At 74.0% G+C, this 21,063-nt stretch carries 26 protein-coding genes; 15 read left to right on the plus strand and 11 right to left on the minus strand.

Annotation, left to right across the window (positions count from 1 at the left end):
- Window positions 1-74: 74 nt before the first annotated feature.
- From ACMT9T_RS09585 to ACMT9T_RS09605, 5 genes are read right to left on the minus strand one after another with little or no spacing between them, the layout of a single operon-like run.
- On the minus strand, window positions 75-956 hold the full coding sequence (locus ACMT9T_RS09585; protein WP_116053766.1) for a carbohydrate ABC transporter permease: 882 nt from the start codon (window positions 954-956) through the stop codon (window positions 75-77).
- A complete protein-coding gene (locus tag ACMT9T_RS09590; protein WP_414745337.1) occupies window positions 953-1,939 on the minus strand; it encodes a carbohydrate ABC transporter permease in 987 nt (328 codons plus the stop codon). Before ACMT9T_RS09590 ends, ACMT9T_RS09585 begins: the two co-directional genes overlap by 4 nt.
- 42 nt (window positions 1,940-1,981) lie before the next feature.
- Window positions 1,982-3,304 carry an extracellular solute-binding protein gene (locus ACMT9T_RS09595; protein WP_414745338.1) on the minus strand — a complete coding sequence of 441 codons (1,323 nt, stop codon included), beginning with the start codon at window positions 3,302-3,304 and terminating at the stop codon, window positions 1,982-1,984.
- 58 nt (window positions 3,305-3,362) lie between these two features.
- Window positions 3,363-4,181 (minus strand): hypothetical protein, encoded by an 819-nt coding sequence (locus ACMT9T_RS09600; protein WP_414745339.1) that lies wholly within the window; start codon window positions 4,179-4,181, stop codon window positions 3,363-3,365.
- Window positions 4,178-5,245 carry a Gfo/Idh/MocA family protein gene (locus ACMT9T_RS09605; RefSeq protein ID WP_414745340.1) on the minus strand — a complete coding sequence of 356 codons (1,068 nt, stop codon included), beginning with the start codon at window positions 5,243-5,245 and terminating at the stop codon, window positions 4,178-4,180. Before ACMT9T_RS09605 ends, ACMT9T_RS09600 begins: the two co-directional genes overlap by 4 nt.
- A gap of 259 nt (window positions 5,246-5,504) precedes the next feature.
- Between ACMT9T_RS09605 and ACMT9T_RS09610 the strand changes: the two genes are divergently transcribed.
- Both ACMT9T_RS09610 and ACMT9T_RS09615 read left to right on the plus strand, forming a co-directional pair.
- Window positions 5,505-6,107 carry a TetR/AcrR family transcriptional regulator gene (locus tag ACMT9T_RS09610; protein ID WP_414745341.1) on the plus strand — a complete coding sequence of 201 codons (603 nt, stop codon included), beginning with the start codon at window positions 5,505-5,507 and terminating at the stop codon, window positions 6,105-6,107.
- A gap of 1 nt (window position 6,108) precedes the next feature.
- Window positions 6,109-6,387, plus strand: a complete 279-nt coding sequence (locus tag ACMT9T_RS09615) for a hypothetical protein (protein ID WP_414745342.1) — start codon at window positions 6,109-6,111, stop codon at window positions 6,385-6,387.
- Here ACMT9T_RS09615 and ACMT9T_RS09620 read toward each other — a convergent pair.
- Complete coding sequence (locus tag ACMT9T_RS09620; protein WP_414745343.1) at window positions 6,384-7,925, minus strand: DHA2 family efflux MFS transporter permease subunit; 1,542 nt, start codon at window positions 7,923-7,925, stop codon at window positions 6,384-6,386. The genes ACMT9T_RS09615 and ACMT9T_RS09620 overlap by 4 nt on opposite strands.
- Before the next feature lie 80 nt (window positions 7,926-8,005).
- Between ACMT9T_RS09620 and ACMT9T_RS09625 the strand changes: the two genes are divergently transcribed.
- On the plus strand, window positions 8,006-8,749 hold the full coding sequence (locus ACMT9T_RS09625; RefSeq protein WP_414745344.1) for a TetR/AcrR family transcriptional regulator: 744 nt from the start codon (window positions 8,006-8,008) through the stop codon (window positions 8,747-8,749).
- A gap of 61 nt (window positions 8,750-8,810) precedes the next feature.
- Here the strand turns inward: ACMT9T_RS09625 and ACMT9T_RS09630 are convergent, their stop codons facing one another.
- Window positions 8,811-9,995 carry a cobalamin-independent methionine synthase II family protein gene (locus ACMT9T_RS09630; protein WP_414745345.1) on the minus strand — a complete coding sequence of 395 codons (1,185 nt, stop codon included), beginning with the start codon at window positions 9,993-9,995 and terminating at the stop codon, window positions 8,811-8,813.
- Between the two features lie 322 nt (window positions 9,996-10,317).
- On the opposite strand from ACMT9T_RS09630, the gene ACMT9T_RS09635 reads away from it, so the two are divergent.
- Together ACMT9T_RS09635 and ACMT9T_RS09640 are read left to right on the plus strand one after the other, a co-directional pair.
- Window positions 10,318-10,491, plus strand: a complete 174-nt coding sequence (locus ACMT9T_RS09635; RefSeq protein WP_414745346.1) for a hypothetical protein — start codon at window positions 10,318-10,320, stop codon at window positions 10,489-10,491.
- A 106-nt stretch (window positions 10,492-10,597) separates the two neighbouring features.
- Window positions 10,598-11,938 (plus strand): glycosyltransferase, encoded by a 1,341-nt coding sequence (locus tag ACMT9T_RS09640; RefSeq protein ID WP_414745347.1) that lies wholly within the window; start codon window positions 10,598-10,600, stop codon window positions 11,936-11,938.
- 39 nt (window positions 11,939-11,977) lie between these two features.
- On the opposite strand, the gene ACMT9T_RS09645 is transcribed toward ACMT9T_RS09640, so the two are convergent.
- Both ACMT9T_RS09645 and ACMT9T_RS09650 read right to left on the minus strand, forming a co-directional pair.
- Window positions 11,978-12,334 (minus strand): hypothetical protein, encoded by a 357-nt coding sequence (locus ACMT9T_RS09645; RefSeq protein ID WP_414745348.1) that lies wholly within the window; start codon window positions 12,332-12,334, stop codon window positions 11,978-11,980.
- Between the two features lie 83 nt (window positions 12,335-12,417).
- On the minus strand, window positions 12,418-13,797 hold the full coding sequence (locus tag ACMT9T_RS09650) for an NAD-dependent succinate-semialdehyde dehydrogenase (protein WP_414745349.1): 1,380 nt from the start codon (window positions 13,795-13,797) through the stop codon (window positions 12,418-12,420).
- A gap of 115 nt (window positions 13,798-13,912) precedes the next feature.
- Between ACMT9T_RS09650 and ACMT9T_RS09655 the strand changes: the two genes are divergently transcribed.
- The 3 genes from ACMT9T_RS09655 to ACMT9T_RS09665 all read left to right on the plus strand — a co-directional run bounded on the left by ACMT9T_RS09655 (window position 13,913) and on the right by ACMT9T_RS09665 (window position 15,936).
- Complete coding sequence (locus ACMT9T_RS09655; RefSeq protein WP_414745350.1) at window positions 13,913-14,104, plus strand: antitoxin VbhA family protein; 192 nt, start codon at window positions 13,913-13,915, stop codon at window positions 14,102-14,104.
- A gap of 10 nt (window positions 14,105-14,114) precedes the next feature.
- Window positions 14,115-14,798, plus strand: coding sequence for a Fic/DOC family protein (locus ACMT9T_RS09660; protein ID WP_414745351.1), 684 nt, complete (start codon window positions 14,115-14,117; stop codon window positions 14,796-14,798).
- 292 nt (window positions 14,799-15,090) lie between these two features.
- The gene (locus ACMT9T_RS09665) at window positions 15,091-15,936 is read left to right on the plus strand and encodes a helix-turn-helix transcriptional regulator (protein ID WP_414745352.1); all 846 of its coding nucleotides are present in this window, start codon (window positions 15,091-15,093) and stop codon (window positions 15,934-15,936) included.
- 6 nt (window positions 15,937-15,942) lie between these two features.
- On the opposite strand, the gene ACMT9T_RS09670 is transcribed toward ACMT9T_RS09665, so the two are convergent.
- Complete coding sequence (locus ACMT9T_RS09670; protein ID WP_414745353.1) at window positions 15,943-16,452, minus strand: hypothetical protein; 510 nt, start codon at window positions 16,450-16,452, stop codon at window positions 15,943-15,945.
- 145 nt (window positions 16,453-16,597) lie between these two features.
- Here ACMT9T_RS09670 and ACMT9T_RS09675 point away from each other — a divergent pair, with 145 nt between their 5' ends.
- From ACMT9T_RS09675 to ACMT9T_RS09685, 3 genes are read left to right on the plus strand one after another with little or no spacing between them, the layout of a single operon-like run.
- On the plus strand, window positions 16,598-16,756 hold the full coding sequence (locus tag ACMT9T_RS09675) for a hypothetical protein (RefSeq protein ID WP_414745354.1): 159 nt from the start codon (window positions 16,598-16,600) through the stop codon (window positions 16,754-16,756).
- A gap of 40 nt (window positions 16,757-16,796) precedes the next feature.
- Window positions 16,797-17,882: a phosphotransferase family protein gene (locus ACMT9T_RS09680; protein WP_414745355.1), complete on the plus strand. Its 1,086-nt coding sequence runs from the start codon at window positions 16,797-16,799 to the stop codon at window positions 17,880-17,882.
- Window positions 17,883-17,929: 47 nt separating this feature from the next.
- Window positions 17,930-18,442, plus strand: a complete 513-nt coding sequence (locus ACMT9T_RS09685) for a GNAT family N-acetyltransferase (RefSeq protein ID WP_414745356.1) — start codon at window positions 17,930-17,932, stop codon at window positions 18,440-18,442.
- A 19-nt stretch (window positions 18,443-18,461) separates the two neighbouring features.
- Here the strand turns inward: ACMT9T_RS09685 and ACMT9T_RS09690 are convergent, their stop codons facing one another.
- Window positions 18,462-18,845 carry a cupin domain-containing protein gene (locus ACMT9T_RS09690; RefSeq protein WP_414745357.1) on the minus strand — a complete coding sequence of 128 codons (384 nt, stop codon included), beginning with the start codon at window positions 18,843-18,845 and terminating at the stop codon, window positions 18,462-18,464.
- A gap of 98 nt (window positions 18,846-18,943) precedes the next feature.
- On the opposite strand from ACMT9T_RS09690, the gene ACMT9T_RS09695 reads away from it, so the two are divergent.
- The 4 genes from ACMT9T_RS09695 to ACMT9T_RS09710 all read left to right on the plus strand — a co-directional run bounded on the left by ACMT9T_RS09695 (window position 18,944) and on the right by ACMT9T_RS09710 (window position 21,031).
- A complete protein-coding gene (locus ACMT9T_RS09695) occupies window positions 18,944-19,360 on the plus strand; it encodes a putative immunity protein (RefSeq protein ID WP_414745358.1) in 417 nt (138 codons plus the stop codon).
- Between the two features lie 145 nt (window positions 19,361-19,505).
- Entirely contained in the window at window positions 19,506-20,081 is a 576-nt protein-coding gene (locus tag ACMT9T_RS09700) for a GNAT family N-acetyltransferase (protein ID WP_414745359.1), read from the plus strand.
- Between the two features lie 72 nt (window positions 20,082-20,153).
- Window positions 20,154-20,651 (plus strand): universal stress protein, encoded by a 498-nt coding sequence (locus ACMT9T_RS09705; protein WP_414745360.1) that lies wholly within the window; start codon window positions 20,154-20,156, stop codon window positions 20,649-20,651.
- Window positions 20,648-21,031, plus strand: coding sequence for a hypothetical protein (locus tag ACMT9T_RS09710; protein WP_414745361.1), 384 nt, complete (start codon window positions 20,648-20,650; stop codon window positions 21,029-21,031). Before ACMT9T_RS09705 ends, ACMT9T_RS09710 begins: the two co-directional genes overlap by 4 nt.
- The last annotated feature ends 32 nt before the right edge of the window (window positions 21,032-21,063 follow it).

A 21,063-nucleotide genomic window follows, 5' to 3' on the forward strand; every position in this document is an offset into this window, starting at 1 on the left:
GCCCCCGGATCCACGTGGATCCCGGAGCGGGCTCTCGTGCGGGACGCGGCCTCACCCGCGCCCGGCCGGCCGCATCACCTCCCGGCGAGCGACCCGCCGATCCCGCCGACGCTGAAGTACTTGTTCAGCAGGGCGAAGATCAGCACGGGCGGCAGCATCATGATGACCGCGACCGCCATCACCGATCCCCAGTCGGCCGCGTTCTGCTGGAAGAACGTGTTGAGGCCGATGGGGAGGGTGTACTTCGTGAAGTCCTGCAGGAACAGGAGCGCGATCAGGTAGTCGTTCCAGGCCAGCAGGAACGAGAAGATCGCCGTGGAGAGGATGCCCGGCAGCGAGTTGCGGAGCACGACGCGGACGAACCCGCCGAACACGCTCGCGCCGTCCATCCAGGCCGCCTCCTCGAGGGTGATCGGGATGGAGTCGATGTACGCCGCCATCATCCAGATCGCGACCGACATGGTCGAGCCGATGTAGATGATCGCCACGCCCTGCAGCGTGTTGATGAGGCCCATCGCCGAGAAGGTGATGAACAGCGGGATCGCCGCCGTCACCACCGGCAGGGCCTGCACCACGAACAGCACGAGCGAGTACCCGGAGACGAGCTTCGACCGCGAGCGGCTGAGCACGTACCCGGCGGGCGCCGCGATGACGACCGAGACCAGCACGGTCACCAGCGCGACGACCAGGCTGTTGCCGAGCCAGATCATCACGTCGGTGCCGCCGAGCACGCGCTGGAAGTTCTCCATCGTGAACCCGGTCTCGGTGCTGTTCTGCCCCGGCTGGGTGGAGAGGAACAGCACCGCGAGGATCGGCGTGATCACCACGAGCGTGATGACCGCGATGAGCAGGAAGCGCCACCACTGGCCCTTCTGCTCCCGCGCCTTCGCGGTGGTGCGCTTGACGTCGCCGACGGTCGCCGAGGTGGCGCCGCCGACCGCGAGTGCCTGGCTCATTCGATGTCCGCCTTCTTGATCTGCCGGTACAGCAGGGTCGACACGAGGACGAGCACCGCCGTCATCATGAACGCCACCGCGGTCGCCGGACCGGTCTGCAGGTTCTGGAACGCCTGCTGGTACGCCAGCACGATCAGCGACGTCGTCGCGTTCACGGGACCGCCCTGCGTGAGCAGGAAGATCGTCGGGAAGTCGTTGACGCAGAAGATCGTCATCAGCACCCAGCTGATGTAGGTGGTCCTCGAGATGATCGGGAGCGTCACGCCGCGGAACGCCTGCCAGGCGCTCGCGCCGTCCATCTTCGCCGCCTCGTAGACGTTGGTGTCCACCGACGCGAGCGCCGAGGACATCATCATCAGCATGAACGGGAAGCTGATCCAGACCTTGAAGACGCAGACCACGATCTGCGCGAGCACCGGGTCGCCGAGGAAGTTGGCGTCGGGGAAGCCGAGCGTCTCGAGGATGATCGGCACCGGGCTCTGCGGCGTCGCCACGAGCCAGTTCCACGACGTCGACGAGACGACCACCGGGACGATCCACGGCAGCAGCAGCAGCACCTTGAAGAGCCCGTTGGCCGGGATCCGGGTGCGCAGCAGCAGCGCGAGGGCCAGGCCCACGAGCCACGAGCCGAAGACGCCCACGAGCGTGAACACGATCGTGAACGTCGTCGCGTTGCGGAACGACTCCGACGTGATCACGCTCGCGTAGTTCTCGAACCCGACGAACGGCGTCTCCCACGGCAGCGTCGACGGCGTGCCCTGCTGCAGCGACTGCAGGAACGAGTACACGACCGGGTAGACGTTGAGCAGGATCAGCAGGATCAGCGACGGCAGCGCGAACAGCGCCAGCGTCGCCCCGGCCCGGCCGAGCGGCGTCTTGCCGGATCCCTTGCGCGTCACGCCGGGCGGCCGGCCGGAGCCGGCGACGCCGACCCCGCGCCGGGCCATCCCGATCTTGTCGGTGACGCGCGTGTCCACCGCCATCAGCTCACCCCGTCCACGTCACGGCCTCCGGGTGGACGCGGATCACGCGCCGGCCTCCAGCTCCTTCTGCAGCTTCTCGAGGGCCTCGCGCGCGGTGACCGTGCCGCCGAGCACCGCCTGCGCGAACGAGATGGTCGGCTGCGTGCCGTCGACCTTGGTCACGTTCTGGAAGACCGTGTTCGAGCCCGGGGCGCCCCAGGTCTTCGAGATGGGCTGCCAGTCGGTGAGGATCTTCGTGGTGTTCGCGTCGTCCGCGTACGCCTCGTCGGCGATGGACTTCAGCGGCGGCAGGCCGATGCCGGTCTGCTTCGTCCAGAGCGACTTCATGTTCTGGTAGTAGTACGTGAGGAACGCCTCGCTGTTCTCCTGGCTGGGCGTCGACTTGTACATCATGATGTTGTTCGGGAAGTAGAGCGCGCCCTTCTCGCCGCCGGGGCCCACGAGCGGGTCGCCGACCACCATGTTCGCCGCGGTCTCCGGGCTCACGTTCGCCGGGGCGCCCGCGCCGTCCCAGAGCATGCCGAAGGTGCCGGCGTCCATCTGCTGATACGCGTTGTCGGAGGTGTAGGTGGCGCTGCGGGGATCCACGTAGCCGTTCTTCACCATGCCGAGCACCCACTCGACGGCCTCGATGTTCTTGTCGGTGACGACGTCGGGGTTCTGGTCGGGGTCGAACAGGCCGCCGCCGTTGTTGATCATGTGGGCGACGATCTGGTGGAAGCCGGTGAACGCGCCGGCGCCCGAGCGGGTGCCGTAGCCGTAGACGCCGATCTTCTTGAGCCCGGCGCACGCGGCCTCGTAGGAGTCCCAGTCGGTGGGCGCCTCGACGCCGGCCTTCTCGAGGAGGTCCTTGCGGTACCAGTACATGCGCATGTCGAGGTTGTACGGGACGGCCGCGTAGCCGTTGGCCGTCTTCAGGGTGTCGACGAGGCCCGGGAGGAAGTCGTCGTAGATGCCGTTGCCCTTCCACGTCTCGATGAGGTCGTCGGCGTACGCGATCTTGCCCTGCGACTCGAAGAGGAACGCCGTCGTCCCGCCTCCCGAGCTCACGGCGGGGCCGTTGTTCGCGGCGACCGCGGTGGAGAAGGTCTGCGTGAAGTTGGCCCACTGGACCTGCTGGTAGCTGACCTTGCCCATGCCGCTCGCGGGCTTGTAGGCCGCGGAGATCGCCTTGTCCTCGGTGAGGAAGGCGGGCGCGCCCCAGGGCATGTTCCAGAACTTGAGGGGCGCGCCGGCTCCGCTCGCGGCTCCCCCGCCGCCGCTGCAGGCGGCGAGGAGGCCGACTGCGGCGGCGCCGACGCCGGCGCTGAGGATGGATCGTCGGGTGACTCCGTTGCCGAAGGCGCTGGATGACTGCTGTGGCATTTCGTGCTCCGTTGGTTGTGTGTGGTGCGGGATGTGGTGGAGGGGTTGGGTTCGGGGGTCACGCCCGCTCGTCGGCCAGCACGGGCGCGGCGACGAGGAGGGAGCGGAGGTCGGCGACGTCGTCGGGGACGCATCGGCCGTGGGCGGCGTCGCGGGCGAGGCGCATCGCGGTGCGGTGGCCGGACTCGAAGACGACGGGGAGGTCCTCGCGGCCGGCGGCGTCGGTGACGCTCGCGCGACCGGGCGCCGCGGTGCCGGGCGCCGGGAGCGCGACGTGCGCCGCGCGGTCGCCGACGACGAGCCGGAAGGTCGCGCACGCGTGGCCGTGGGCCGCGACGAGCGCGCTGACGATCACGTGCACGCCCGAGGCGGTGGATCCCGTGAGCATCAGGTGGTCCGGCGTGCGCGCGAGCGCGGCGAGCTCCGTGAGCGGCGAGCCGAGGAGCACCTGCGCCGTGAGCGCGAGGGCGCGGGCCGCGCCGGCGAGGTCGTCGCCGTCCGCGAGCGTGGCGCGCGCCTCGAGCAGGGCGCCGGGGGCGGCGAGGCGGTGGATCCGCGGGGCCACCCGGCGCACGGCCTCGTCGTGCCGCCACGGCACGTCGAGCACCACGGGCGCGCCCGTCGTCGCCAGCGCGGCGAGGTCGTCGTCGGTCGCCAGCCCGGGGTCGAGCACGAGGAGGGCGCGGGCGCCCGCGCGGGCGGCGGCGGTCGCGCGGCCGGCCCAGCCAGGGGCGCCCGCGATGACGACCACGTCGCTCGCGTCGCCCGCGTCGTCCGCGCGGCGGAAGGACTCGGGCAGGGAGGCGAGGGTCGCGACGGCCGCGCCCGCGTGGGTCGGCGACGCCGCGGGGTCGATGCGGAGCGTGAGGGCGGTCATGCCGCGACCTCCGTCCGGTCGGCCACGGCAACGCCCGCCCGGATGAGCGCGGCGCTCTGCTCGGCGATGTCGATGGCGAGCGCGAGGTCGGCGAGCAGCACGGCCAGGGGCGCCGGCTCGGCCGCTCCCGTGACCACGTCGTGCACGTGCTCCCACTCGGCCAGGTAGCCGTTGTCGGGGTACGGGCCCCAGCCCGTGGTGCCGCGGGCGTCCGCGAGGGTGGCGGTGCTGGATCCGGCGTGCACGTAGGAGAGCGAGAAGTCGAGGTGGAGGGAGCGGTCGCGGGCGACGGCGTCGAGCCTCCACTCCGGATCCCACGAGGCGCCGCCGATGCCGTGCACCTCGAGCACGCTCTCGCCGACCATCGCGACGATCTCGTAGCCCCACGGCCGGAGGGCGCGCGCGCTGATCACGCGCGGGCGGGCGTCGGGCAGGAGCCGGCGCGCGAGCGGGAGGTCGTGGATCGCGAGGCCGAGCACGCCGCCGGAGACCGCGAGCGCGCGGGCCTCGACGTCCGGCTCGCCCGCCGCACGGGGTGCCGGGCGGCCGACGATCTCGGTCGCGTAGTCCTCGGAGTCGGGGTTCGGCGGGATGACGGCCGAGATGCGGACGGTGTGCGGCGCGGCGCCCGAGACGTCCCACGCGTCGATCGCGGCGATCCAGGCCGGGTCGAACGCGTGCATCGTGCCGACGACGACGGGCACGCCGTGCTCCGCGGAGGCGCGGGCGATGGCCTCGCCCTCCTCGACCGTGACGGCGAGCGGCTTCTCGCAGAGGACCGCGCGCTTGCCCGCGCGGCACGCGGCGACGACCTGCTCGGCGTGGAAGCGGTTCGGGCTGCCGATGACGACGACGTCGACGGCCGGATCCGCGATGAGCGCGTCCGCGTCGGTCGAGTGCCGGGCACCCACCCGGGCCGCGACCCGCTCGGCGACGTCGGCCTCCACGTCCATCACGTGGACGACCCGGAAGCGGTCGGCCATGCGCGCCAACGTGGGCAGGTGGATGGCCTGCCCTACCGGTCCGGCCCCGATCAGGCCCACACCGAACACCTCTTCGCCCATGAACGCCCTCGTCCGTAGCTGTGGAATCCGCACGACGAAAACTGATGCTCCGTTTACGGTTGAGTCACTGTACGTCCGGGCCCACGCAGGCACAAGGGGGAGGATCGGCATCGTGACCGAGTCGAGGAGCGCCGCCCCGAGGCCCGGGGCATCCCGCGCCCCGGCGGAGGCCCTTCCCCGCGTGCATGCGGATCCGGGAGCACAGGACGCCGGCGGAACCCATGCCGGCTCGCCATCCCGCGGCCCCTACTCGACGGGCGTGCGCCGCCGCGCGGAGATCGTCGCCGCCGCCGTACGCGTGTTCGGCGTCCGCGGCTACGGCGCCGCGACCATCAAGGAGATCGCCGACGAGGTCGGCGTCTCCCCCGCGGCCGTGCTGCGCTACTTCCGCAAGGAGGAGCTGCTCACGGAGGTGCTGCGGGAGTGGGACCGGCAGCAGCCGTTCGTCTCCGAGGCGGCGCCGGGCCTCCCCGCCCTCCGCGCCTTCGTCGACCTCATGCGGTACCACGTGGAGCACCGCGGCTTCCTCGAGCTGTACCTGACCTTCGCGACCGAGACCAGCGATGCGACGCACCCCGCCCACGAGTACATGCGCGGCCGGTACGCGCGCACCATCGCGCAGATCCGCCGCCGCATCGGGGAGGCCGTCGCCCTCGGGCAGATCCCGGAGATGGACGACGCGACGCTCGGCTACGAGGCCGCGTGCTTCCTCGCGATCCTCGACGGCCTCGAGATTCAGTGGATCCACAACCCGCGGATCGACCTGCCCGGCCTCGTGGGCGAGTACGTGGAGCAGGCGATCGCGCGGTGGCGCGGGGGCACGCGGGCGGACGTGCGGCCCGGCTCCGCGTCCTGGGACTGACGTGAGCGACACGCGCCGCCGAGACCCCGAGCGCACCCCGCGGGTGGTCCGCGCCCCCTGGATCGCGGGCTTCGGCATCGGCACCGCGACCCACGTCCTCGACCTCGCGCTCGGCATCGCCGTGATCCTCGCGGACATCGCGGTCAACTGGACGGTCATCACGACCACCGGGGGCATCCCGGTGTGGGGCGCGGTGAACCAGACGCTGTTCGCGATCCTGGTGCTGGCCACCGCGCCCGCGCTGCTCCGGTGGTGGGGCCCGGAGGCCGCGCGGGGCTAGTGCCCCGCCACGCCCTCCGGCAGCGGCTCCGCCGGGCGGCGCACGAAGAACGACGCGACGATCGCGGCGAGCGAGATGAAGCCGCCGATCATGAAGGCCGCCTGCACGCCGGCCGCGGTCGCCGTGACCTCGGACTGGCCGTCGGCGAGGCCGGCGACCGTCGTGGTGGTGAGCACCGTGACGAACAGGGCTGTGCCGGCCGCGCCCGCGAGCTGCTGCATCGTGGAGACGGTGGCGCTGCCGTGCGAGTAGAGGCGCGGCGGCAGGGACCCGAGGGCCGAGGTGAGCAGCGGCGTGAACATGAACGCGAGCCCGGCGTTGAGCACCAGGTGCACCGCGATGACCCAGCCGATGGACGTGCCCTCGTGCAGCATCGTGGTCATGCCCCAGAGGGCGATGCTCACGACGATCGCGCCGGGGATCACGAGCGGGCGCGGGCCGACGCGGTCGAAGAGGCGGCCGACGATGGGCGACAGGATCGCCATGAGCGCGCCGCCGGGGAGCAGCAGCAGGCCGGTCTCGAGCGTGCCGAGCTCCAGCACGTTCTGCAGGTAGAGCGGCAGGACGATGAGGCTGCCGAACAGCGCCATCATGCTGACGCTCACCATGATGATCGCGACCACGAACGGGCGGCTGCGGAAGGTGCGCAGGTCCATGAGGGCCCGGTCCTCGCGCTGCAGCGAGACCTGGCGGGTGATGAACGCGGCGAGCGCGAGCACGCCGACGGTGATCGGGATCCACAGCGGCAGGGGCGCGTCGCCCTCGGCGGACTCGCCCAGGCTCGAGAGGCCGAAGATCAGGCCGCCGAACGCGAGCGTGGAGAGCACGACGGAGAGGATGTCGAACGGCAGCTTCCGCGGCGTCGTGAGGTTGGTGATCTTCCAGAGGCCGAGCGTCAGCGCGACGAGCGCGATGGGCAGCACGATCCAGAACATCCAGCGCCACGAGAGCGAGCTGAGGATGAGGCCGGACACCGTCGGGCCGATCGCCGGGGCGACCGCGATCACGATGGAGATGACGCCCATGAGGCGGCCTCGGCGCGCGGCGGGCACGAGGTTGAGGACGGTCGTGAACAGCAGCGGCATCATGATCGCCGTGCCGCTGGCCTGCACGATGCGGCCGAGGAGCAGCACGCCGAAGCCGGGTGCGATCGCCGCGACGAGCGTGCCGAGCGAGAACAGCGTCATGGCGGCGCCGAAGACCCGGCGCGTGGAGAAGCGCTGCAGGATGAAGCCGGTCGCGGGGATCACGACGGCCATCGTCAGCATGAAGCCGGTCGTGAGCCACTGCGCGGTCGCGGTGGTGATCTGCAGGTCGGCCATGAGGCTCGGCAGGGCGACGCTCATGATCGTCTCGTTGAGGATCACGACGAACGCCGCGACGACGAGCAGGCCGATGACGAGCGGGGCGCCGTGCGGCAGGCGCTCGTCCTCGGGGGCGGCGGCGCGGTCGGACGCGGCGCGGTCGGTGGCGGGGATCGTCGACTCGGCGGGCGGGGTGGCGTCGCGCCGGGTGTCGGCGGAGGGCGGCGTGCTCATGGGGGTTCTCCGGGGAGTGGAAGGCGGGGCGCGCGCGACGGTGCGGGGCCGGGGAGATCCGGATGTCAGACTCGGACCATGTGGCAGTCTATGACACGAACGGCGGATCCGGCAGATCGGATCCGCGGAAGGCGGATGACGGCATGGGCACGGTGAGCGAGACGGCGGAGACGGCGGACCCGGCGAGCGCGGGCGGCGCGACGGGTGGCGCGACCGGCCTCCGCGAGCGGCGCCGCATGGCGACGACCACCGAGATCAGCGAAGCCGCGCTCTCCCTCTTCGAGCAGCGCGGCATGGCGGCCACCACGATCCACGACATCGCGCAGGCCGCGGGCGTCTCCGACCGCACGTGCTTCCGCTACTTCCCGAGCAAGGAGGAGTCGGTCCTCACGCTCCACCCCGTGTTCGACGCGCCGCTCGACGCCTGGCTCGCGGAGGTCGACCGCGGATCCGCGCCGCTCCCCCAGCTCGAGGCCGTCTACGAGCGCGTGCTCGCGACCCTCGACGGCGACCTCTCCGCCATCGCGCACCAGCAGCTCCGCGTGCGCCGCCTCATGGCCGCCGAGCCGCAGCTGCGGTCGACGGCGGTCTCGATCGACGCGACGCGCTCGTGGGAGCTGGCCGAGCGGATCACCACGGCGTTCGGCGGCCGCATCACGGCGCAGGAGGCGCGGCTCGTGACGGAGCTCGCGGGCGTCGCGGTGCGCGCAGCCTTCGACGAGTGGGCGGATGCGCGCGCGGCCGGCCTCGACGCGACCCTCGTCGCCTCGTACGCGGCGGTGCGCCGCCGCCTGCGCGACATCGCGGGCACGGGCGCGGCCTGACCCGACGACCACCGCCACGCGGTCCCATCAGCTCCAGCGGCACTGAAGCTGACGGCGCCCGTCAGCCGAACGCGCGCCGCGACGCGATCTCCGCGCCCTCGACCAGCGCCCGGAGCTTCGCCCACGCCACGTCGGTGGCGACGAACTCGTAGCTCGCGAAGGTCGAGAGGCCGCAGTCGGTGCCGGCGATCACGCGGGTCGGGTCGCCCACGGCGTCGACGACCTCGAGGATCCGGTTGGCGACCACCTGCGGGTGCTCCAGGTAGTTGGTGGTCACGTCCACGACGCCCGGGATGAGCACGGCGCCCTCCGGCAGCGGGTGGGCGCGGAACGCGGGCGCCTCGTGCTGGTGCGCGGGGTTGCCGAGCGGGATGCTGAACGCGCCCACCTTCGCCCGGTACAGGTGCGGGAGCAGCACGTCGACGGGCACGTCGTCCTGGTGCGGGCCCTGCCAGTTGCCCCAGCAGACGTGGAGGCGGACCCTCTCGCGCGGGATGTCGCGGATCGCGTGGTTGAGCGCGTCGACGTGCAGGTCGACGGCCGCGAGGAACTCCTCGAGGGTGGCGTCGCCGAACTGGATCACGCGCTCCATCGCGAGGTCGGGCGCGTCGAGCTGCAGGGTGTGGCCGCGCGCGACGATCGCGTCGTACTCGAGCTTGAGCTGGTCGGCGAGCGCGAAGACGTACGCGCGGTCGTCGCCGTAGTGCGGGTTGGCGGCGTCGAGCAGGAGCGTCGTCGAGACGATCCCGGGGGTCGCCGCGGAGAAGAACGTGCCGGCGGGGCGGAGGCCGTGGTCCGCCTGCGCGGCCAGCTCGCGGTCGAAGCCGTCGAGGTCCTCGGTGATGCCGGCGAGCGTCGGGTCGTACTCCAGCAGGCCCTGCGCGACCGGCGGATCCCAGACGCGCGCGACGTCCGCCCCCTCCACGATCTGCTTCGCCTGGAACGCGGCGTAGTCGGGGAACTTGATCGAGTCGAGCGTGGGCTTCCGGTGCCCGGCGCCGCCGAACCCGTCGATGCGCTCGAGCACGTAGGTCGAGAAGCCGACGCGCGGCACCTCGCCGTCGTTCACGATGTCGAGCCCGGTCTCGAGCTGCCGTCGCACGGTGTCGGCGACGGCGGACGCGGTGACCTCCGCCAGCTCGGCCACGTCGAACGGGCGACCCTGGTCGCGGGCGACGAGCAGGCGGGTCAGCTCCGGCGAGCGCGGCAGGCTGCCGGCGTGCGTGGTCAGGATGCGGTCGGTCATGCGGGGGCTCCTCGGGGGCGGGCGGGACGGGCGGGCGTTCCTGCGTGCGTGCGTGCGTGCGTGCGTGCGTGCGTGCGTGGAGGACGATGCGGTCGGCGGCCCTGCGGGGCATCCGGCCGTCGCGCCGCGTCCAGCCTGGCGGATGCCGCCTCCGGGTGGGCGCGGAACCCCACGGCGACCCGTCACACGGCGACATGCGCGGCCGGATCCCCCGCCCGCGCCTCCCGCGGCCGCGGGTGTGGACGGTCGGGCGCCGATCCCAGCCCGGATCCCTACCCTCCTCGGGACCGCAGCGCTCCCGCCGCGACGAGGGAGATCGAGCATGCGCCGTGCCGCCCATCCGACGGGCCTGCCCCTCACGCTCGGCGCCGTCGCCGTCGGCTCCGCGTGCGTCGCCGCCGGGGTCCTCGGGATCCTCGCGGTCGGCGTGATCCGCTTCCAGCGACTGCTCCTCGCGGATCCGGTCGGGCCGCGGGCCTGCGCCGCGCTCCCCTGACGCGCCCTCTCGGCGGCCGACCGCCAACCGCCCGCACGCCCCACGCCGCGTCCGCCCGTCCGCCCGTCCGTCCGCGCTCCTCGCGCACCCGACCGGAAGCAGCATCGTGTCCTCCTACCTGCTCTGCGCCCCGCCCATCTACGGGCACCTCGCGCCGCTCGTCACCGTCGGCCGGGGGCTGGCCGCGCGCGGACACGCGATCACCGTGCTGACGGGCGCGAAGTACCGCGACCTCGTCACGGGGGCCGGGCTCCGCTTCGCGCCCCTGCCCGCCGAGGTCGACTTCGACGACGCCGACCTCGAGGAGCTGCTCGCGACAGCGTCCGCGGCGCGGGGCGTCGCGGCGATCCGGGAGGGCATGATCGCCCTGTTCGTGCGGGTGATCCCGGCGCAGCACCGCGCGGTGCTCGCGCTCCTCGACGCCGAGCCGTTCGACGCCGTGCTCGCGGAGGGCGCCTTCACGGGCCTCACCCCCTACCTCGCCCTCCCGCCGGCGGAGCGCCTGCCGGTGCTCGGCATCGGCACCACGCCCGTGGTGCTCGCGAGCGTCGACGCGGCGCCGTTCGGGGCGGGCCTTCCTCCCGGCCGCGGATCCCTCGGACGCCTCCGGAACCGGGCGCTCGCGCTCGCCATCCGCCCCGGTCTCACCCGGCCGCTGCGAGAGGCGGCGGATGCCGTGCTCGCCGAGATCGGCTCCCCCGCCTCCCGCGCAGATCCGTTCGACTACGCCTACCGCTGCTTCGACGCGCTCTTCCAGCTGAGCGTCGCCGAGCTCGAGTACCCGCGCCGGGAACTGCCCGGCACCGTCCGCTTCGTCGGGCCGCTGCGAGATGCGGCCGGCCTCGCGGAACAGGCGGCGCTGCCGGACTGGTGGCCCGACCTCGTCGGCGGCCGGCCCGTCGTGCACGTCACCCAGGGCACGATCGACAACGTCGACCTCGGCCGCCTCATCGTCCCGACCCTGCGGGCCCTCGCCGACGAGGACGTCCTCGTCGTCGCGACCACGGGCGGCCGCCCGGTGCAGGACATGGAGCGCGCGCTCGGCGGCCCGCTCCCGGCGAACGCACGCGTGGCGGAGTTCCTCCCCTACGACCTGCTGCTGCCGCTCACCGACGCCGTCGTGACGAACGGCGGATTCGGCGGCGTGCAGCGGGTCATCGCGCACGGCCTGCCGCTGGTGGTCGCGGGATCCACGGAGGACAAGCCCGAGGTGGCGGCCCGCGTGGCCTGGGCCGGATGCGGGCGGAACCTGCGGACGGGGACGCCGCGGCCGGTCGCCGTGCGCCGCGCCGTGCGCGAGGTCCTCACGACGCCGTCGTACCGGCTTCGGAGCTTCGAGGTCGCCACGGCCATCGCCGCCCTCCCGGATCCGCTGGAGGTCATCGCGGCCGGGCTGGACGCCGCCGTGGCGGCGCGCCGGGGTCCGTCGGCGGCGTCGGGCGCCTGAGCCGACGCCCCCGGCCGGCGCGGACGGGGACGGGGGCGTCTAGTACGGGCGGTACTGCGAGAGCGCGAAGAGGATCCCGCCGATCACGAGCACGACGGCCGCGGAGGCGAGCAGCCCGAGGGAGGCCACCGCGATGCCGCCGGCGATGAGGCGCGGCCGCTCCGCCGGGTGCCGCCGCGCGTCCGCGATCCCGCGGCGGACGCCCACGATGCCGATCACGAACGTGGCGATCGACGCGGCGGCGAACAGGATCGCCCCGATGAGGAACTGCGGCTGGGGGATCAGCCGCGCGGCCGCGATCGACGCGACGACGCCCGCCGGCCCGATGAGGCTGAGCCAGCCGAGCCGCCAGGCCCGGGATCGTGGGCGGAGTGCGGTGTCGTGCGGATCCGTCATGGGTGCAGGGTATTCGCGGCCGACGCCTCACGGCCGGTCGCGCGCCCCCGTCGCGGCCCCTGCGCCGATGCCCGGCCGGCGCCTCACGCGATGCGGATCAGCTTCCGGTTCGCGAACTCGTCGACCGCGTGCCGGCCGAGCTCGCGGCCCGAACCCGAGCGCTTCACGCCGCCGAAGGGCAGCTCGGCCGCGTCGCCGAGCACGAGGTTGACCCAGACCATGCCCGCGTCGATGCCGTCGGCCACCCGCAGCGCCTGCTCCGGATCCGTCGTGTAGACGTACGAGCCGAGGCCGAACGGGGTGTCGTTCGCGAGCCGCACCGCCTCCTCTTCGTCGGCCACGCGGTAGAGCGCCGCGACCGGGCCGAAGAACTCCTCGCGGTAGGCGTCCATCTCGGGCGTCACGTCGGCGAGCACCGCGGGCGGGAACATGTTGCCGACCGGGTCGCCGCTCGCGAGGAAGGTCGCGCCCTGGGACACCGCGCGGGACAGCTGCTCCGTGAGGCGCTCGGTCGCGGCGCGCGAGGAGAGCGGGCCGAGCAGGGTGCCGTCGGCCATCGGATCCGCGGGCTGCGCCACCGTGAGCGCCGCCGTGAAGCGCGCGGCGAAGTCGTCGTAGAGGTGGTCGATCACGAGGAAGCGCTTGGCGCCGTTGCAGGACTGGCCGTTGTTGTCGAGGCGGGCGTTCACCGCGTCCTGGACGGCCGCGTCGAGGTCGTCGGTCGACAGGAGGATGAAGGGGTCGGATCCGCCGAGCTCCAGAACGACCTTCTTCAGTTGCCGGCCCGCGATCTCGGCCACGGCGGCCCCCGCCCGCTCGGATCCCGTGACGGAGACGCCCTGCACGCGCGGGTCGGCGATGACGCCCTCGATCTGCGCGTTCGTCGCGAGCACGTTGACGTACACGCCCGGATCGGCGCCCACGTCGGCGGCGGCGTCGCGGAAGATCCGCTCGAGCGCCTCGGCCGACTCCGGGCACTGCGGAGCGTGCTTCAGCAGGATCGTGTTGCCCGTGACGATGGCCGGCGCCGCGAACCGGGCCACCTGGTAGTACGGGAAGTTCCACGGCATGATCCCGAGCAGCACGCCGAGGCCCGAGCGGCGCACGAACGCGGATCCGGTGCCGTCGGCGAGCGCGATCGGCTCGTCGGCGAGGAACTCCTCGGCGTTCCGGGCGTAGTACGCGTGGATGTCGGCGGCGAAGTCGACCTCGCCGAGCGCCTGGTCGAGGGGCTTGCCCATCTCGCGCACGATGATCCGCGCGAGCTCGTCGCGGCGCTCCGTGTGCAGCTCGGCGACGCGGGCGATGAGGGCGGCGCGCTCGGCGATCGAGGTGCGGCGCGACCAGCCGCGGTAGGCGCCCTCGGCGGCGGCGATCGCCTCCTGCAGCTCCGCGTCGGTGATCTCGGGATGCTCGGCGACGGTCTCGCCGGTGGTCGGATCGGTGACGGCGTAGCTGCTCATGGGTGCTCCTCCTCGAACGCCGCGCGGGTGGCGCGGGTGGGGCCCACGATATCGAGCGGGCCCGGTTCCGCCGGGGTCGCGCCAGTACGATCGGGCATCGAGGATCGGAGTGCGGATGCCGGAGGACCGGGATGGCGCCGAGCGCGAGGAGCGCCGCCGCCGCGTGGAGGACGCCGCCCACAGCGGTGAGATGGAAGGGCTGCACCTCACGCCCGGCACCTCGGACGACGCCGGCGAGTACGTCGCTGGGCGCATCGACGCGGCGGAGCTGCGCGAGCGCGTCCGCGCCCGATACGGCATCGGCTGAGTGGCGCGCGATGGGCGGCTTCGTCGATCCGTACCTGGACCCGGCGACGGGGATCCTCCGCAACCGCGTGGGCGCACGCACGCGCGTCGAGCTGGAACGTGCGGAGGGCGACCTCTCCTTCGCCGCGATGATCGAGCTCCTGACCCGACCGCCGCGTCCCACGGGAGACCTCACGGAGCTCCGAGCGATCCACCGTGGCCTGTTCGCCGACGTATACGACTGGGCCGGGGAGATCCGCACCGTCGACATCCGCAAGGACGCGGAGGGGGCGGAGTTCTTCCTCCCTGTCTCGATGATCGACCGGGCGGCCTCCTTCACCGCGGAGGAGCTCCGCGCCGACGACATGCTCCGAGGGCTCGACCGCCCGCGGTTCGTGCGGAGGCTCGCGCATCACTACGACCAGCTCAACTACATCCATCCCTTTCGCGAGGGGAACGGGCGGACGCAACGGCTCTTCTGGGATCGTGTGGCCCGGGATGCCGGATGGGAGCTGGACTGGCGTCGCGTCTCCGGCGCGGAGAACGACCGGGCGTCGCGCATCGCCTCCGAGAGCCGTGACCTGGGTCCCCTGTGCACGATGCTCGAGAGGGCGGTCATCCCCGCCGCTCCCCGGCCTCGGGCCGCAGCCGCCGCTCGGGATCGGAGCAGGCTGGGCGTCCGCGCGCCGCGCCGGGACAGCGACCGGGGACGCTGACCCCAGAGCGCCGGGCACCGGCTCCGCCGGGCGACCCCCGAAACCTCACGCGGCGTCGGCTTTGCACGGACGGCCGGCGCCGTCAATGCCTTGAGCGACGGACCCCCGTCGTGGCACCTTCGTCGTGGGCCGGGGAGAAGCGCCCCGGGGCAGCTCGAGGAGCGGGCGGTCGGATCGGCAGCCGTCATCCGGCGGGACACGATGCGTCCACCGCTCGTATGCCCGGCCAGCACAGGATGGGGGCGCGGTGCGGACGTCCCGGGGGCGCGCACCGCGGACCCGAGGGGAGTCGATGGGCGAGGCACGGGAGACCGACCGCGGCCGGATGCTGCGGCCCGGCCAGCCGCTGGGCCTCGGGCTGGACGCGCGCGTCGACGAGTTCCTCGGGCTGCTGCTGAGCTGCCCGCTCGAGGACGTGCATCCGGCCGGCCGGGACTGGCTGCGCATGCGCTACTCGGAGGTCGTGCCCCTGGTGCTGCCGTACGCCCTCGCGTCGGTCGAGCACGCCCGGCCGCTGCCGACCGCGTGCCTCGACGCCCTCCGGGAGGACGCCGGTCGCAACGCGGCGCGGACCGACGTCGACCTCTCCGTCGCCCTCCGCGCCGCGCTCCCCGCGCTCCGGGTCTTCGCGCTCGTGATGCACGCGGCCACCGCCGACCGGCACGGCGTGCTCATCGTCGCCATGGCCCGCGCGTCGCACGTCGCCCACGAGCTCTGCACGTGCTGGGTGGAGGCGTGGATGGGGCACCGCGCACGCGAGGCGGCATCGCGCCCGGTGGTCGCGGATCCCCCGCGCGCCGACGAGGACGTCGAGCTCGACCTGGTCGCCCGCGCCCCCGACCTCGACCACGTGCAGGAGCGGATGCTCGCGCTCACGGCGCACGGGCTGTCCAACGACGAGATCGCGCGCGCCACCTGCTACAGCCGGCAGGCCGTCGCCTGGCACCTCGGCCGGCTGATGCGCACGTGGAACGCGCCCAACCGCACGGCGCTCGTGTCGGTCGCGTTCGTCCGCGGCGTGATCCGCACGCGTCGCGCCCGCCGGATCCACCGCGCCGAGCCGCCGCTCATGATCGAGGGCGGGACGACGAGCGCCCCGCCATCCCGAGGGGATGACGGGGCGCCGGCCGAGCCGTGACGGGGATCAGCCGCCGTTGATGCTGATGACGTTGCCGTCCTTGACGCTGTTGCCCAGCACGCCCCAGTTCAGGAAGCCGCCGTCGCCGTTGTTCGTGACCTTGCCTGGGCCGTTGAACCAGTAGATGACGTAGCTGCCGCCCTTGATGTTGATCGGCTTCGCGTCGACGATCGCGCCCTCCACGAAGATGTCCTGGTTCTTGTTCACCACGGCGACCGTGAGGCGGTCGGGGTTGCCGGCGTTGTAGTAGCCGACGTCGAGGGCCGCCTGGACGGCGCCGTTGCGGTCGCGCTGGTCGTTCACGGCCACGTTGATGGCGTTGACGATGGCGACCGGGTCGAGCGAGACGCTGCCGGTGATGGGGCTGGCGGCCGCGCTGGTCTTCGGATCGGCGGGGGTCGCCTGCTCCGCGGCCAGGGCGGGGGCCGCCGCGAAGCCGCCGAGCGCGGCGATCATGCCGCCGCCGAGGGCGGCGGTGGCGACGATGCGGGTGGTCGTCGTCGTGGGCTTGCTCATGGTCTGTTCCTCTTCCTGAGTGGGTATCGGATCGATCGATCGAGCGGTGCGTGTCGGTGGTGCCGACGAGGAAGAGGGTGCCGGGCGGGCGGGCGGAGCGCACGGGATCCGGGCGGTCGTTGGACGGTCGTCCAACACCTCACAGGTGGTTGGCTTCTGGGTCTTCGCGGGCAGCATCGGCGAGTCCGTGCCGCCCGTGCGGGTGGCGGCGGCCGGATCCGTGATGTCGTGGGCGGCGCGGTTCGCGGCGGCGTGCCGCTGCCCGCAGGAGGTGCGGGCGTTCGGGGACGATCCGGAGAGCTGAGGGTCAGTCGGATGCGGTGCCGCCTCGCTAGCGTCGGGGGATGGACGACGGACGGGACGCGGGGCTGCGCGACGCCGTCGCCGACCTCGTCGGGCGGCCGGTCGCGGCGCTGGAGGACGTGCGCCGGGAGCCGCTCGAGTACGCCGCGTTCCTCGCGCACCGGGCCGTGGTGCGGATCCACGGCTCGGCGGTGCTCGCGGCGGGCGGCGCGCGGGTGCCGTGGTCGGTCGTCGAGAAGCGGACGGAGGGGCCGGCGCTGGCCGTGCCGTACCTCGTCGCGAACGGCGCGCGCGAGCTGGCCGCCTACCGGTCGGGGCTGCTCGACGCGCTGCCGCCGGGGATCCGGGCGCCGCGCGCGCACGGGACGGCGCGCGACGCGGACGGCGGCGTGACCCTCTGGATCGAGGAGGTGCGGCACCGCGGACCGCGCCCGCTGGATCGGCCCGCGCTGCTCGACGCCGCCGGGGCCCTGGGCGCGCTCGCCGGGCGCTGGCTCGGGCGGCCGCCGGCGGATCCGTGGCTGTTCGACGGCTGGATCGACCGGCACGCGCAGCCCGAGGCGGCCGCGGCGGGTGCGCGCTCTCTCACGGCGCCCGGCCCGCACGCGGCGGCCCTGCTCGGCGACCGGATCCCCGCCGCGGCCTGCCTCCTCGCATCGCAGGATCGCGTGCGCGCCGTGCTCGAGGGGCTGCCGCGCACGCTCTGCCACCACGATGCGACCGGCGCCAACGTCTTCGCGGACGACGCCGGGATCGTGCTGATCGACTGGGAGTCGGTGGGGCCGGGGCCGGTGGGCGCCGACCTCGCGTCGCTGCTGTTCTCGTCCGTGCGGCGTGGTGACGCGTCGGTCGCGGACGTGACCGCCGTGCTCGACGACGCGGTGGCGGGCTACGCCGCGGGGATCCGCGCGACGGGATCCGAGGTGCCGCTCGACGTCGTGCGCCGCGGCCTCGACGCCGCCCTCGCGCTGCGGTGGAAGCTCGCGGCGGACCTCGTCGGGGCGCTCGACGCGGGATCCGCCATGCGTCGCGGCAGCCTGCCGGACGAGGCCGCGGATCACGCGCAGGCGGAGCTGACGGAACTGCTCGACGTGCTGCTCGCGGCGGCCGGGCGCGTGCTGGGCTGACCGCGGCGAGCGCCCCGGGATGGCCCGCGCCTGCGTACGATCGCGGCATGCCCACCCGGATCCGCCCCGCCGTCGCCGCCGACCTCGCCGCGCTGCAGGGGATCGAGGACCGGGCCGACCGGATCCTCGTCGAGCTGCTGCGCCCGGCCGAGTGGTGGCCCGCGCCGACGGGGGCGGAGCGGGCCGCCGAGCCCGGGTTCCTGCTGGTGGCGGAGGACGCGGATGCGGACGACGACGCGCTCGTCGGCTTCGCGCACGTCCTCGAGGTCGACGGCATCGCGCACCTCGAGCAGGTCGCGGTGCCGCCCGAGCACGGGCGCCGCGGGCACGGCGGCGCGCTCGTCGAGGCGGCGGCCGGCGAGGCCCGGCGGCGCGGGCACGGCCGCATCACGCTGCGCACCTTCGCCGACGTGCCGTGGAACGCGCCCGCCTACGCCCGCGCCGGGTTCGTCGAGGAGGAGCCGGCCACGCCGTTCCACCGGGATCTCGTGGCGACCGAGGCGCGGCTCGGACTCGACCTCGTCGGGCGGCGGCTCCAGATGGGGCGCGGGCTGGGCTGACGCCGGACGGCGGCGCGCGTCAGCGGAACCCGCCCACCTGCCGCTCGACCGGGACGGTGCCGGGCACGATCACGTCGCCGGTGTGCGCGGTGGTGACGGTCTCGATCAGGACGATCTCCACCTCCTCGTCCGCGACGGGGTTGTGCTGCACGCCCCGCGGGACCACGTGGAACTGCCCGGGTCCGAGCACGACCTCCTGGTCGTCGGGCAGCTGGATCCGGAGCCGGCCCGAGACGACGAGGAACATCTCGTCCTCCTCCTCGTGCGCGTGCCAGGTCAGCTCGCCGAGCAGCTTCGCGACCTTCACGTACTGGTCGTTCACCCGCCCCACGACCCGCGGGGTCCAGTGGTCGTGCACCTGGCGGAGCTCGGCGGCGAGGTCGGTCACGGGGAGGGACGTCATGGATCCATCCTGCGCCCGCCGCGCCGCGCCCGCGACGCGAGGGGCCGGGATCCGGGCGGACACCGCGGCAAGCGGGGCCCGTGTGGAACGCTGGACGCGTGATCGACGCCGCCGACCTGACGCTCTCCGAGGGCGAGCGTCGGCGGCTCATCGTCTGGGCGGCCGCATGCGGGGCGCGGCTCCTGCCGGTCTTCTCCGCCGAGCGCCCGGACGACGGCCGGCTGGACGACGCCATCGCCGGGGCGGCGGCGTTCGCGGACGGAGCGCTGGGCGTCGGCGCGATGCGCACCCTGGCCTTCGCGGGCCATGCCGCGGCCCGCGACGCCGTGTCCCCGGAGGCGACCGCCGTCGCGCGAGCCGTCGGCCAGGCCGCGGCCGTGGCCCACATGGCCGCCCACGGCCGCGAGATCCCGCGGTACACGCGGAAGGCGCTGACGGGCGAGGCGCTCGTAGCGGAGCTGGCCTGGCAGCGGGAGACGGTGCCCGCGGACTTCGCGTCGTACGTCTTCGGCTGAGCCACGCGGATCCGCAGCAGGCCTTGCGGGGGGATCACCCAGTCCGGCACGGTGGACGCATGTCGTCGAGATGAGCGCCCGCCCCGCTCCCCCTCCACCCGCGCCCGGCCGCTCGGCCCGGCGCGCCTCGACGACAGGACCCCGCATGCCCGCGCACCCCGCGCCCACCATCCGCGCCTACTCCCCCGCCGACGAGCCCGGCTGGATCCGCTGCCGCGCGCTCTCCTTCCTCGGCTCGCAGTACTTCGACGACGTCCTGCCCCGCCGGCCGGAACCCGCCGAGCCGCCCGTCGCGCTCGTCGCCGAGGACACCGACGGCACGATCGTCGGGATCCTCGACGCCGGCGTCGAGGGCGCCCTCGCCACGATCGAAACCGTCGCCGTCCACCCCGACCACCAGGGCCGCGGGATCGCCTCGGCGCTGCTCCGGGCCGCGCTCCCGCTCGTCGCCGCGACCGGCGCGACCGAGCTCGACGCCTGGACCCGCGAGGATCCCGCCGCGAACGCCTGGTACCGCCGGGTCGGCTTCGTCGAGGGCACCCGCTACCTGCACGTCTTCGTGAGCGACGGCGACGACACGACGGGCTTCACGACGCCCGACGGCCTCGGCCGGCCCGTGCTCGCGTTCCTGCACGCGCCGATCGAGCGCGAGGCCGAGATGCGGGCGCGGTTCCGGCGCGTGCACGTGTGCCGGCGGTACGTGATGGCGCTGGGCGGGTGATGCGGGGCCGGCGCGCACCCGTGGGGACCTTCGGCCCTGCCGCGCGCGTCGGCCGCGGGGCTACCGTCGCGCATGACCTCCCCCCTGGACACCACCGCCCCGCGCGACTCGCGCCCCCTCCTCGTCGGCTTCGACGGATCCCCCGCCGCGCTCGTGGCGCTCGACCGCGCCATCGTCATGGCCCGGGCCCTCGACGCCCCGCTGCGGCTCGTCGCCGCGTGGCAGATGCCCGTGCAGTACAGCGGCTTCGGCATCGTCGACTGGTCGCCGGAGGAGTTCGCGCGCGCCATGGTCGCCGACGCCGTCCGCGCCCGCTTCGGCGCCGACGTGCCCGCGTGGTTCACGACCGAGCTGCACGAGGGCGGCGCTGCCAGCGTGCTCATCCGCCTCAGCCGCGAGGCGCAGATGCTCGTCGTGGGCAGCCGGGGGCACGGCGGCTTCGTGGGCCTGCTGCTCGGATCCGTGAGCTCGGCCGTCGCGGAGCACGCCGCCTGCCCGGTGCTGGTGATGCACGACGAGCCCGCCGCCCCGGTCCCGGCGCCGCCCCGCGTCACGGCGGGCATCGCATGAGCGTCGCGGCGGGGGTGGTGCCGGGGGTGGAGGACGCGCCGCCGGTCGTCACCGCGCCGATCACGGGCCTCGGGGACGACCCGACGCCCGTGCCCGCCGACCCGGCCGAGGCGGGGTCCGACGGCGAGCGCGTCGTCGCGCTCTCCTCGAGCCCGCACGCGGCCGACTGGGGTCGCGCCCTGTCGCGGGCGCTGGAGCGCATCACCGTGGAGGTCGCCCTCCGGGACGGCGTCGCGGAGGCGGACGCGCTCATGGGCCGCACGGTGACGCTGCGCGTGGATCCCGCGGGGCACGGCGTGCGCATCGTCGTCGCGCTGGTGCCGGCCGCGGCCGCCGAGGCGGCGGATCCCGAGCCGGAGCTCGACCTCGGGATCGGCTGAGCGGATCCGGGCGGCGCGTCGATCGGCGCGTC

It is taken from the genome of Clavibacter vidaverae (assembly GCF_047529985.1).
In the GTDB taxonomy this organism is placed as follows: Bacteria; Actinomycetota; Actinomycetes; order Actinomycetales; family Microbacteriaceae; genus Clavibacter; species Clavibacter nebraskensis_A.